General features: G+C 48.9%; 1 protein-coding gene (cut by a window edge). It reads left to right on the top strand.

Annotated elements, in window-relative coordinates:
• Positions 1-14,564 carry the final stretch of a beta strand repeat-containing protein gene (locus ACSYTJ_RS04055; RefSeq protein ID WP_491719561.1) on the top strand. 18,979 nt of this gene lie to the left of the window's left edge, so 14,564 of the gene's 33,543 nt are visible here — the last part of the coding sequence; the start codon falls outside the window, past its left edge; its stop codon occupies positions 14,562-14,564.

The raw sequence follows: 14,564 nt of genomic DNA, 5'->3' as shown, positions 1-14,564 counted from the left end.
CTGCTACTTCTGCAAATTCAGCTGCTAAGTCAGCAAGTACTGCTGCTGCTTCTGCAAATGCCGCTGCCTCTGCAAACCCAAGCAATACGGTAATTAGTTCAGCAGCCGCTGCTGCTAATTCAGCTGCTTCCGCTGCCAACTCAGCTGCAAACGATGCAAGTTCACAAGCATCGATCGCATCGAGTGCTGCGACTGCTGCTTCTGGTGATGCAAGCACTGCCAGTTCTGCTAATAATGCTGCATCTAATGCTAATAATGCTGCCAGTTCTGCTGCTGCTGCTGCAAGTACTGCTGCCTCAACTGGTGATAGTAGTGCCGCATCCAAGCAAGCATCAATTGCCAGTTCTGCTGCTGCTGCTGCCAAGGCTGCCAGTGATGCTGCATCCAGTGCCGCTAGTGCAGCTAGTTCCCACGCTGCAATTGCAAGTTCAGCTTCTAACCAAGCTGCTAATGACAGCAATGCTGCTGATAGTGCTAACTCGGCTGCTAAGAGTGCTTCCGATGCTGCTAGTACAGCCGCATCAGGTTCCACTGCTGGATCAGGCAGTGCATCACAAGCTAAGAGTTCCGCAGCTAGCGTATCATCAGCAGTTTCAATTGCCGCTAATGCTGCCAGTGCCGATGCTAGTGGAGCAGAATCATCTGCTAAGATCGCTAGTACCGCTGCGACCGTAACCAGTGGTTACAACAGTTCGGCTGCTTCGCAAGCCGCTGCGATTGCTAGTTTAGCTTCTGCTAACCCAAGTAACGCCGTTGTAACGAGCGCCGTATCATTTGCTACCTCTGCTGCTGGAACGATTGCTAGCTTAAATGTTACGGCATCTTCTGCTAACTCAGTTGCTGCTTCTGCTGCTTCTGCTGCTAGTTCCGCAGCTGTGCAAGCATCCAGTGATAGCGTTGCCGTTTCTAAGGGTGTGGATGTGGTCAACACATTCGCTAGTCAAGCTAACTCAGCTTACGCTACTGGTGATGCTACGGTCGGATCGATTTACAACGTCCAAGCATCCAGTGCTGCTGCTAGCCTAGTTGCTTACCAAAGTGATGCTTCGACTCAAGCTTCGATTGCAAGTGCCGCTTCTGTAACCGCTAGTTTAGCTGCCAGTGCTGCAGTTGCTGCTGAAAGTTCTGCATCCAGTGTTGAAGTTTCATTGGCAAGCGCCTCCACAGCTGCTAGTTCAGCTGCCAGCGCTGCTAACAATGGGGCAACGAGTGGGGCTGCCAATACCAGCACCGCTAACTCAGCCAGTGCCGTTGCCGGAAGTGTCAACTCAGGTGATGCTACCAACGTTGCTTCTGCTAACTCATACGCTGCCGATGCATCATCATCAGCTAGCTTAGCTAGTTCCAATGCTACTAGCATCAATTCTGTAAACAGTAACATTGCGAGTCTTTCATCCGCAAACTCTGGGAATGCATCCGTTGCTAGTGCCGCTACTGCTGCTAGCTTAGCTAATAGCACCATCGCATCACTCAATATTGATGCGCAAGCTCAAAAGAGTACGGCTGCCAGCGCTGCCATCGTTGCTACTAGCATCCACAGTGTTGGTGATAGTTCCGCTAGTGCTGCGATTTCCAGTGCCTCCGTTGCGGTTTCTAACAACGTTGCATCTGCCAACTCCGCTTACCTAGCTGGTAACACCAGTGAGGGTGATAGTTATGCCAAGACGGCTAGTGAAGCTGCTTCTACTGCTAGCGTCACTGCCCAAACGATGATCAACAACTCCAGTGCAATTCTTTCGTTGACTAACATCGCTAGCCTTGCCGCTTCTAAGGCTGCTAATGATGTGGTTCAAATTGGGGTTCAAATCAGTAGCTTTAACTCAGCATCATCTGCCGCAGCATCCGCTGCCAGTGCCGCTAATGGTGGAAACAGTGCTGCTAGTTCAGCATCATCTGCCTACAATTCAGCTACTTCTCAAATTAGCGCCAACTTTAGCACTGCTGGAACTGATGTAACATCTGCTAACTCATACAGCGTGGTTGCATCGAGTGCTGCTAGTGTGGTTAGTGGGGTAAATAGTTCAGCTAACGGCTTAGACAGTACCGTTAACAGTTACTTGAACAACGATCCAACTAACTCCGCATTCAAGAGTTACGCCTCATCTGCTAATAGCATTACTGCTACGATTAACAGCCTCAATACTGATGCCCAAAATCAAAAGAGTACCGCATCCAGTGCTGACTCTGCTGTTAACTCATACTACACATTGATCAGTAACGCTTCCGCTGCGGTATCCAATGCCTCTCTTGCTGCTAGTGTTGCCAACAGTCTTGCTGTTTCAGCTTATGAAGCTGGCAATACTTCAGGTGGTAGTGCTGCGATGGTCAGTGCTGCATCATACGCTGCCTTTGCTAGTTCCACTGCGGTTGCAACTAGTGGTTATGCTTCACTTTCAACTAGCTTAACGACGGTTGCAAGTACTGCTGCTAGCCAAGCCGTTGATGATGAAAGTAATGCTAACGTTGCCCTTGGTTCATTGAATAGCGTTGCTTCAGCTACTAGTTCCGCTGCTGCCAATGCTGGAAGTGCTGGTAGTAACGCGGCTTCTAGTGAAGCTTCTGAGGCTAATTCAGCTAATAGTGCTGCATCGACCGCTGCTAATGGGGCCAATGCAAACGCTAGTGCTGCATCGATCGCTAATTCAACTGCATCATCTGCTGATAGTGTTGTTACTAGCTACTCCAACAATGCTACGCAACAATCATCATCAATGAGCAATTACGTTTCAAACAACCCAAGTAACGCTGCTATTAGTACTGCTAACTCAGAATATCAAAGTGCTAGTGCTGGATTATCAAGTGCTAAGAGTGCTACTGATGGTTACTCAAATACTGCAAGTTCTGCTTACAGTACCGCAAGCTCCGCAGCCTCCGTTGCCAATAGTGCTAGTGTAGCCGCAAGTATCAACGCTAGTCTTGCTAACTCTAACGCAAGCAATGCCATTGCTGCTAATAGTGCTGGTAACTACTCATTAGCAAGCAAGTACAATTCTGCTGCTGCTAATAATGCTGCCGATGCTTCTAATAATGCGGTTACTGCTAATAATGCGAGTGACACTGCAGCTACTGCTACTAAGTCGGCACAAGCTGCTGCTAGTTCTGCAACTTCCGAAGAATCGGTTGCTTCTAGCTTGAACAGTACCGTTAACTCTGCTGTTGCCGCTGCTTCAACCGCCAGTGCCGCTGCTAGTTATGCGAGCCAAGCAAGCAGCGATTCTAGCGTTGCTTCATCTGCTACCAGTGGGGCTTCATCGGATAATGCGAAGGCCAGTGCTGCTGCTGGTTCTGCTAGTTCAGATGCTAGCTCAGCTGCTAAATCAGCTGATTCTGCTAGGACAGCTGCAGCTAATGCTAGTGCTAGTGCTGCTATTGTCAACTCAGCTGCCTCTGCTAACCCAAGTAACGCTGTAATTAGATCCGCTGCATCAGCCGCTAATTCCGCTGCTTCCGCTGCAAACTCAGCTGCAAACGATGCAAGTTCCCAAGCATCGATTGCATCGAGTGCTGCGAATGCTGCTTCTGGTGATGCAAATACTGCCAGCTCTGCTAATAGTGCTGCTAATAGTGCAAGCACGATTGCATCTAGTGCTTCCGCTGCTGCAAGCACCGCTGCCCAAAGTGGTGATAGTAGTGCTGCATCCACGCAAGCATCAATTGCTAGTTCTGCTGCTGCTGCCGCTAAGTCTGCCAGTGATGCTGCATCCAGTGCCGCTAATGCTGCTAGTTCCCACGCTGCAATTGCTAGTTCAGCTTCTAACCAAGCTGCTAATGACAGTAGTACTGCCGCTAGTGCTAGCTCAACTGCATCCAGTGCTGAGAGTGCTGCTAATTCCGCTTCTGCTGGATCTGGTGCTGGGGAAAGCAGTGCAAAACAAGCTAATAGTGCCGCTGCAAGTATTGCGAGTGCGGTTGCCATTTCTGCTAGTGCTGCTAACACTGATGCCAGTGGGGCAGAATCATCTGCTAAGATCGCTAGTTCCGCTGCGACCGTAACCGATGGTTACAACAGTACGGCTTCATCGCAAGCTGCTGCAGTTGCTAGTTTAGCTTCTGCTAACCCAAGAAACTCTTTAGTATCTAGTGCCAATAGTGTTGCTGCTTCGCTTGCTAGTCAAGTTGCTAGTTACAACAATACGGCTGCTAGTGCTAATGCAGTTGCTTCAAATGCTGCGAGTGCCGCCAGGGCTGCTGCTAATCAAGCTAGCGCTGATAGTGTTGCCGTTTCTAATGGGGTAGTTACAGTTAATGCGTTTGCTAGTCAAGCTAATAGTGCCTACAACGATGGAAATCCAACGGCTGGAGCAATCTTTAATTCTCAAGCCGCTAGTGCCGCTGTTAGTCTAGTTAATTACCAAAATGATGCATCTAATCAAGTTGTAATTGCTAGCTCTGCTTCTGCAGTAGCATCTAAAGCTGCTATCGATGCGGTAAATGCTGAAAACTCTGCTTCGATTGTTGAAATTTCATTAGCAAGTGCCACTAGTGCTGCTAATTCAGCCGCTAGTCAAGCATCTGGGGCCAACTCCAATGGTAATAGCGAAAACAGTACCGCTAGTTCCGCTAATTCAGTTGCCGGAAGTGTCTACAGTGGTGAAGCTGAGAACGTTAGCCTAGCGAACTCGTATGCTTCCGATGCATCATCATCAGCTAGTTTAGCTTCATCGAATGCTGATAGTATTGCGGTTGTTAATAGTAGTATCGCTAGTTTATTCAAGAGTAATTCTCTTAACCAATCCGTCTCTAGTGCTGCTAGTGCTGCCGCTTCTGCAAATGCTGCAATTGCATCGCTCAATACTGATGCTCAATCACAAAAGATCACGGCATCCAGTGCTGCTAGCGTTGCCAATGCTATTCATGCTTCTAATTCAGCACTTAGTGGTACAATTTCCAGTGCTTCAACTGCAGTTTCTGACAACGTAGCTTCCGCTAACTCAGCTTACCTTGCTGGTAGTACCAGTGCTGGTGATAGCTACGCTGCTGTTGCAAGTACGGCTGCAAGCACCGCTAGTGCCACTGCCCAAACGATGATCAATAACTCAAGTGCAATTGCATCATTGACTTCGGTTGCCAGTGTGGCTGCTTCTAACGCTGCTAATGACGTTCAACAAATGGGTGTTCAAATCAGCAACTTCAATAGTGCTGCCAGTGCTGCTAATAGTGCCGCTAGTGCTGCAACGAGTGGAAACGCTGCCGGAAGTGGGGCATCATCAGAAGCTAGTTCCGCATCTGCTTCGACATCTACTGCCGCATCGACTGCTAATGCTAATAGTGCCGCTGTAAGTTCTGCTTACAGTACCGCTAGTTCCGCATCCAGCTTAGTCAGTGGTTACGTTCAATCAGCTAGCGTCATCGCTGGTTCGATCAATTCCTACTTCAACAGTAATTCTAGTGACGCCATCTTCAGTAGCGCTGCTTCATACGCATCCATTGCCGTAACTGCAATTAGCAGTTACAACTCCGATGCTGCTACGCAAAAGAGTATCGCTGGAAGTGCATCGTCTGCGGTTACTTCACAAATTGCTGTGATCACGAGTGCAAGTTCTGCAATTGCAAGTGCTATTAGTGCCATTAATAGTGCTAATACGCAAGCTGATTTTGCCTTCAGGACTGGTGATAATGTCACTGGTTCCAGCTACACTGCAATTGCCTTAGCTGCCGCTTCCACTGCAAGTCAACAAGCTTCATCTGCCGCTAGTGCTGCTGATGCAACGACTAGCTTAACGACAGTTGCCCAGAGTGCCGCTACTCAAGCCGTTAACGATGAAAGTGCCGCTTCAGGCGTAATGCTTTCCTTGGCTGCTGCTAAGGCCGGTGCAGATTCAGAAGCTGCTAAGATTGCTTCTGCAGGGGCTAATAGTGATAGTAGTGCTGCATCCAGCGCTGCTGCCGCTGCTGGTTCTGCCGCTACTTCTGCTAATTCAGATGCTAGTTCCGCATCTAACTCTGCTGCAGACGCAAGCAAAGCTGCTGCGAGTGCTGCATCTACTGCATCAGCTAACCCAAGCAATTCTACAATTAGTTCGGATGCATCCACAGCTAGTTCCGCTGCGTCAACGGCTAGTTCCGCTGCGAGTGCTGCTAGTTCCCATGCTTCAATTGCTAGTTCTGCCGCAAGTCAAGCTTCTGCTGATTCATCTGCTGCTAGCTCAGCTAATAGTGCTGCTAATAGTGCCAGCTCCGCTGCATCTAGTGCTGCCAGTGCTGCAAGTACTGCTGCCGCAAGTGGTGATAGTAATGCCGCATCTAAGCAATCATCCATTGCTAGTTCTGCTGCCAGTGCTGCTAATAGTGCCAGCGCCGCTGCTTCCTCTGCTGCCAGTGCTGCGAAGAACCACGCTTCAGAAGCTAATTCCGCTGCAAGTCAAGCTTCAGCTGACAGTAGTAATGCTGATAGTGCCAACTCTGCTGCCACGAGTGCTTCCAATGCTGCTAACTCAACCGCTAGTGCTGCCAGTGCTGCCGCTGGTAACAATTCTGGTACCTCATCTGCAGCCAATAGCTATGGATCTGCAATTGGTACCAACACTTCGAACGCAACAACTGATGCTAGTCAAGCTTCCACATATGCATCAGAAGCTAGTTCCGCTGCCGTAGTTGTGAGTGGCTTTAGCAGCAATGCCCAAGGGCTTGCTTCTTCCGCTAACGCATTAGCTTCCGCTAACCAAAGCAACACGTATGTTCAATCACAATTAGCATTGGTTAACTCAGCTGCTGCTGCGATTGCTAGTTACAGTGCCGATGCAGCTGTTCAATCTTCAACTGCCAATAGTGCTTACGCAGTTGCATCTAGCGCCGCTGCGAGTGCCGTTGCCATTTCGAATGCTGCTAGTGTGACAGTAAGTACCGTTAACAGCTTAGTTTCCGCTGCTAATAGTGCCTACACTAAGGGTGATGCCAATACCGGTTCCGTTTACGCGGCCCAAGCATCTGCTGCCATTCCTGGATTGAGTTCACAAGCTTCTGCGGTTGCATCAGCTGCTGCCCTTGCATCGAGTGCAACTGTTGTTGCATCTGATGCTGCATCTAAGGCTAAGGCTGACGAAAGTAATGCTTCGATTGCTCTCAGTGCTGGCTCAGCTGCCGAAAGTGCTGCTAGTTCCGCTGCGAGTGCTGCAAACAACGGTGCTAGTGCTGGTAGTGCTAACAACAGTACTGCTAGTTCCGCTAATGTGGTTGCTGGAAGTGTCAACTCAGGTGATGCTACCAACGTTGCTTCTGCTAACTCATACGCTTCTGATGCATCATCATCAGCTAAGTTAGCTAGTTCCAATGCAACTAGCATCAATTCTGTAAACGATAGTATCGCTACGCTTGCCAAGAACAACTCCTTGAACCAATCAATTGCGAGTGCTGCGACTGCTGCAAGTACAGCTAACTCGATGATCAATTCATACTCTGTGGATGCAAGTTCACAAGCATCTATTGCTTCGAATGCTGCTGCTTTAGCTACTAGCGTTCATGGTTCAGATGGTTCACTTTCAACTACGATTTCAAGTGCTTCGGTTGCAGTTGCAACGAACGTCGCTTCTGCTAACTCCGCATACTTGGCTGGTAACACCACTTCTGGTGATAGCTATGCTAAGACTGCTAGTGAAGCTGCTTCTACTGCTAGCGTCACTGCCCAAACGATGATCAACAACTCCAGTGCAATCTTTAGTTACACTAACATCGCTAGTGATGCCGCTTCTAAGGCTGCTAATGATGTTGTTCAAATCGGCGTTCAAATCAGTAACTTCAACAGTGCTGCTAGTGCCGCTAATAGTGCCGCCAGTGCTGCAACGAGTGGTAACGCCGCCGGAAGTGGGGCTTCATCTGAAGCTAGTTCAGCATCTGCTGCTACTTCAACTGACGCTTCGACTGCCAATGCTAATAGTGCCGCTGCAAGTTCTGCTTACAGTATCGCTAGTTCAGCTGCTACCACGGTAAGTGGTTACGTTCAATCAGCTAGCGTCATTGCTAGTTCGATCAACTCCTACTTCAACACTAATTCTAGTGATGCAGTCTTCAGTAGTGCTGCTGCATACGCATCCATCGCCGTTAATGCAATTAACAGTTACAACTCCGATGCTGCAACCCAAAGATACATCGCTGGAAGTGCATCGAGTGCCGTTACTTCACAAATTGCTGTGATCACGACTGCTAGTTCCGCAATTGCCAGTGCTATCAATACAATCTCTAGTGCAAATGTACAAGCTGGCTTTGCATTCTCAACTGGTAATAACGTCAATGGATCAAGCTACGCATCCATTGCCGTATCTGCCGCTGCCTTTGCAAGTCAACAAGCTTCATCTGCCGCTAGTGCTGCTGATGCAACGACTAGCTTGACGAAGGTTGCCCAAAGTGCCGCTAGTCAAGCCGTTAACGATGAAAGTGCTGCTTCAGGCGTAATGCTTTCATTGGTTGCTGCTAAGGCCGGTGCTGATTCAGAAGCTGCTGCAATCGCTTCTGCAGGAACTTCCGGAGATAACTCTAAGGCCGCTAGTGCTGCGAGTGGTGCTAAATCAGATGCCAGTGCTGCAAGTAATTCTGCTACTTCTGCTGGTTCAGATGCTAAGTCAGCAAGTGCTGCTGCTGCTTCGGCAAATGCCGCTGCCTCTGCTAACCCAAGCAATGCGGTCATTAATTCCGCAGCTTCCGCAGCTAACTCTGCTGCTTCCGCTGCCAACTCAGCTGCTAGCGATGCAAGTAATCAAGCATCAACTGCTTCGAGTGCCGCATCTGCTGCCGCTGATGATTCAAGCGCTGCGAATGCTGCTAATAGTGCCGCATCCAATGCTAACAGTGCCGCAAGTAGTGCTGCTTCCGCAGCAAGTACGGCTGCCTCAACTGGTGATAGTAGTGCCGCATCATCAGCTGCATCAATTGCCAGTTCTGCTGCTTCTGCTGCCAAGTCTGCCAGTGATGCTGCTGCCAGTGCCGCTAGTGCTGCTAGTTCCCACGCTGCGATCGCTAGTTCAGCTTCTACCCAAGCTGATAACGATAGCAAGGCTGCATCTGCCGCTAACTCAATTGCATCCAGTGCATCTACTGCTGCAAGTAGTGCTGCTAGCGAAGGAAGCAACGGAAACAATTCAGCTAATAGTGCAAGTAGTACGGCTGCAATCGCTAGTTCTGCTGCTATTTCATACGCAAGTGGTGCTGATGCGAATGCTTCCGCTGCTAAGATTGCTAGTCAAACCGCATCATCTGCTGATAGTGTGGTAACTAGTTACTCTAACAATGCTACTCAACAATCTTCAGCAATGAGCAACTACGTTTCTAACAACCCAAGCAACGCTGCAATTAGCAGTGCTAACTCAGCATATCAAAGTGCTAGTTCAGCCCTTAACAGCGATAAGAGTGCCACTGATGGTTACTCCAGTGCTGCAAGCTCTGCTTACATTGCTGCAAGCACGGCTGCATCAACTGCTGATAGTGAAGCTAACAATGCCAAGACCAACGCTAGTCTTGCAAGCACCAACGCTATTCAAGCCATTTCAGCTAATAGCGCTGGTAACTACTCACAAGCCAGTGCTTACAACTCGACTGCCGCTAGTTTCGCATCCGCTGCCGCTACGAATGCTGATAATGCTAAGACCGCAAGTCAAACTGCAGCCTTAGCTACTGCAGCTGGACAAGCTGCTGCTAATTCTGCTGCATCTACTGCAGCCGCTGCCGCAGCTCAAAACAGTGTTGTTAACTCGGCCGTTGCCGCTGCTTCTACCGCCAGTGCCGCTGCTAGTGATGCCAGTGCTGCTAGCTCTGCTGCCAGCCAAGCTGCTGGTGATAGTAGTGCTACTAACTCAGATACCAGCGTAACTTCAAGCGCTGCTTCTGCCGCTAGTTCCGCTGCCAGTCAAGCTACTTCTGATAGCTCGGCTACTTCATCTGCTGCTAACGCTGCCAACAATGCTGCTTCTGCCGCTAACAGTCAGGCTTCCGCACACTCTGGTAACAGTTTGATCAGTTCTGCCGCAAGCACCGCAACCAGTGCCGCCAGTGCTGCTAACTCAGCTTCTTCTGAAGCATCGAGTGCTGCATCGATCGCATCGAGTGCTAACTCAACTGCAACGAGCGCTAACTCTGCTGCCAGTTCCGATTCAAACGATGCTTCAACGGCTTCAGCAATTGCATCCAGCGCCGCTGCTGCCGCTAGCTCTGCCGCCCAAAGTGGTGACAGTTCTACCGCATCCAGTGCTGCTTCAGTTGCATCGAGTGCCGCTAATTCTGCGAATGCTGCTAAGTCCAGAGCCGACAGTGCTGCATCCGCTGCCGCTAGTGCCGCTAGTGCCGCTAGCTCTGCTGCTTCCAAGGCTGATAGTGCAAATAGCACTGCAACCAGTGCCGCTTCAGTTGCTAGCTCCGCTAACTCAGTTGCTTCATCTGCTTCCGCTGCTCAAAGTGCCGGTGCCGACAGTGGCTCCGCCGCTTCCAGCGTGGCAAGTAGCCAATCGGCTGCCGTAAGTAGCGCTGCTAATAACGCTAACAACGATGCATCTGCTGCATCTAGTTACGCTAGTCAAGCTGACTCCGCTGCTTCTGCTACTAACAGCATCAGTAGTAGTGCCCAAAGCGATGCTTCACAAGCCAGTGCTGCTGCTAGTGCAAATCCATCTGATAGCTTCATCCACTCGCAAGCTTCAATTGCCTCGGATGCTGCAAACACCGCTAATAGTGCTCAATCAGATGCTGATAAGCAATCCAGTGCTGCTAATAGTGCTGCTAGTGCTGCCAGTGCCGCTGCTTCGAAGGCGACTGCCGATTCCAAGGCAGCCAGCGATGCCGCAAGCACGGTCAACAGCTTAAGTTCTGCTGCTAGTTCCGCCTTTGCTGGTGGTGATACTTCTGCCGGAAGTATCTACAACAGTCAAGCTTCCGCTACTGCTAGTGGAATGAATAGCCTTCAAAGCGATGCCAGTGCTCAGGCTTCAATCGCCAGTGCTGCTAAGTCCATCGCTAGTTCCGCTGCTTCAGCTGCAATCAGTGATCAAAGTGTCGCTTCCAGCGCTGCTGCGGTTGCTAGTTCCGCTAACTCCGCTGCTACTTCTGCAGCCCAAAGCGATGCTGGTAACAACAACACCAACGCATCAAATGCTGCTAGTGGGACTTCGAACTATGCATCTAACGTTGCTAATGACTTTAACGCCACTAGTAACAATGCCTCAATTGCGGCTTCTGCTTCCGTTGCCGTTGCTAGTGATTCTGCTCAAGCATTGAATTCTGCTAGCTTGGTTAACTCGATCGTTGCTGCTAATTCCAGCAATGCTACCATTAGTGCTGCGGCTCAAGTTATCAACTCGGTCGCACCACAAATGGCTAGCTTGAATGCCGATGCTTCTGCACAAAAGAGTTTGGCATATGCTGCGACTGCTCAAGTTAGTTCAGTTGCCGTAGTTGCTAACAGTGCCAATGCTACTGCTAGTGAAGCTGCACGGGTTGCTAACATTTACTCATCATTAGCTGCTAGTGCTACTGGTGTTCACGATTACCAAAACGCAAGCAAGTACAATTCATCTGCTGCTACTAATGCTGCGACTGCAAGCGCAATGGTCTCAATTGCATCAAGCGCATTCAGCGTTGCTGAGGCTAACTCCGCGGTTGCTTCATCCGCAGCCATTGCAGCTGTCAATGATGAAAGTGCTGCTAACTCATTGTCAGCAGTGGTTAATGCTGCTACGCAATCTGCTGAACAAGCTAGTTCGGCTGCTAGTGATGCTGCACGGGCCTCATCGGCTGCTGCAAACGGTCAATCAGACGTTGATGCAGTTGTTAAGGATTCACAAGTAACTAGTTCGGTAAGTGTTCAAACTGCATCGAATAGCTTGGTTGCTTCACAACAAGCCCAAAGTGCAATGAACGCTGCTCAAGGTGCTGCTAAGGATGCAGCCGCTGCTTCATCAGCTGCGACTGCTTATCCTAAGGATCAAGTTGTTCAATCAAACGTTCAACTTGCTTCCTCCGCTGCTTCAGTTGCCAATAGTGCTGCTAGTCAAGCTTCATCGGCTGCCAGCGTTGCTAGTTCTGCTTCTGCATTAGCTAAGAGTGCTAGTCAAACTGCTAATTCCGCATTGAGCGCTGCTAATAGTGCCAATGCTTCAGCCCAAAGTGCTGATTCAGTAGCTAGTGTTGCTGCACAAAGTGGTGACAGCATGACCGCCAGTTCTGCACGGTCAGTTGCTGAATCTGCTGTTGCAACGATTGTAATTTACAGAAACCAAGCCGATAGCGCTGCTAGCGAAGCTGCTTCATTAGCTTCCGTTGGTTCAGCTGCTGAATCGACTGCCACTTCTGATAACAACGTTGCGCAAAGTGCTAGTTCAGTTGCGAGTGCTGCAAACTCCGCAATCAACAATGAAATTGCTGCTGCGAATGCTGGTACTAACACTGCATCGCAAGTGAATAGCTCTGCTAATTCTATTGCTTCAGTTGCTGCGAGTGTGGCTAGTGGTGCTAACATCAACACCAGTGCAATTGATAGTTATGCAAGCGTTGCTAATTCAGCATCAACGGCTACCGCTACTGATAACGGTTCGGTTGCCAGTGCAAATAATGCAATTGCAAGCATGACTGCTCAATTCCCAACGAATAGTGTTCTTGCTACTCAAGCCAGCGTTGCTAGCTCTGCTACTAGTGCTGTAAATAGCTTGAATAGTGATGTCGCTACTCAAAACAGCATTGCAAGTGCTGCTAAGTCTGTTGCTCATTCAGCTAGTGCAGCTGTAAGTTCGGCTAACAATGACATTCAAAAGGATGCTACTTTCGCTAGTTCTACCGCTGCTCAAGCTACTTCTTACTATGTAAATGGTAACCGGAGTGCTGGTGACATTTACAACAGTCTTGCTACTTCAGCAATGAGGGATGCAATGACTAACAGCACATTGGTTAACTCAGCTGCTTCGTTAGTTGCTTCTAACCAACAAGTTGCTAGTTCTGCTGCTGCTAAGGCACTTGCTGATCAAGTTGCAGCCGATTCGTTGAATGCAACGACATCATCAGCATTGAGTCTTGCAAATGATGCTTACCTAGCTGCTTCGAATGCTAGCGTTGCCGTTAGTGATTCCGTAGTAACTAGTTCTGCAAACAGCACTACTAATAGCGCTGCTGCATTTACGAGCTACGCATCTAGCGTTGACTCAGTAATTAACTCCAATGCAATCGTTGCTACGCCAGTAATTAGTGCTAACAATAGTTCAGCTGCTGCTGGTGCAAGCCTCTTGGCTTCAATTGCTAGTGCTAACTCAGGCGATGCTTCTCTTGCATCACTTGCTTCATTAGCAAGTAGCGCTGCTTCAGTTACGAATGCAGCTGCAATCTTTGCTGCTTCGGTTGCGGTTACGGTTAGTTCCGCTAACAGCACCACTAGTTCAGCAAACAGCGTTGCACAAAGTGCGCGGACTGATGTAAACAGTGATAATGCTGCTGCTTCTAGTGCTGCTTCAGCTGCCAGTGCTGCTGCTAACGTTGGTAACAATAGCGTTGCTAGTTACTCTCGTTCAGTTGCAGATGCTGCTGCTAGTGATGCAGTCGTTAAGAACAGCATTGCTAACAGTGCCGCTGCAGCTGCGAGTGTTGCTAATTCAATTGCAGTATCGCTTGCTGGAACAATCAGTATGAACAGTGCTCTTGCATCCAGTGGAAGCAGCGTTGTTTCCTCCGCTGCGAGTGCTGCGCTTAGCTACAGCGCATCAGTTAGTGCTGCTAAGTCGAGTGCATCTAGTGCCGCTAGTTCATCAGCTAGCAGCGCATCATCCAGTTCATCAGCTACTAGCTCCGCTTCATCTAATGCTAGTTCTGCCGCTGATTACTACAGTGCTGGATTGAACGATGCCGAAAGTGGCATTGCTAAGAATGCTTCATATGCTAGTGAAGCAACCTACCAAGGTGCTTATGATGGATACGTTGCTGGATCTAACAATGCTTCATCGGTTGTTGCTTCTGGAGCTTCATCAGTTTATGCTAGTGACTTTGCGAGAGCTTATGAAGTCGGACAAAGTGATTATGCTAGTGAATACGCACGTGGTAAAGCTGCTGCTAAGGCTGATACGATTGCTACATCGTCGCTACGTGGTAAGGCAAAGGGATATGTTGATGGATACGTTAATGAATTCAACGCTAAGTTGGCTAAGCATTCATCATATGTCTACAACAAGAAGAAGATTTACCTTTACGACAAGGCAACGTTTGCAGTTGATCAACGGTTAGCTAAGTCTAGCAAGATGTCCGGTAAGAACATCGATGGATTCAAGATCAAGAAGATTGCGGTTTCTGCTAGTGGCCTCGTTCGTTACTACATCAAGAACGTAATCTCTGGTTCAAAGGGTGCTTACATCACTGCGAACCATGCTTATGTAGCCAATGTTTACTATCAACAATCAGACCTGAATGGAAGCAATACCGTTAAGGTTATCAATCCTAAGGGTGCAATTGTTCATGGTGAAAAGGGCTTTAAGACCAGCAAGAAATTCTACAAGGTTGGTTCTAAGGTCAAGGTAAACAAGGTCGTTAAGTACAAGGGAATTACTCGTTTCTACATTGGAAAGGGTAAGTACCTAACCAGTAACAAGAAGTTCGTTAAGTTCATCTAG

The sequence above is a fragment of the Nicoliella sp. ESL1113 genome, assembly GCF_058509245.1.
The sequence above is the reverse complement of the archived record's forward strand: the minus strand, read 5'-3'. Positions and strand labels throughout refer to the sequence as shown.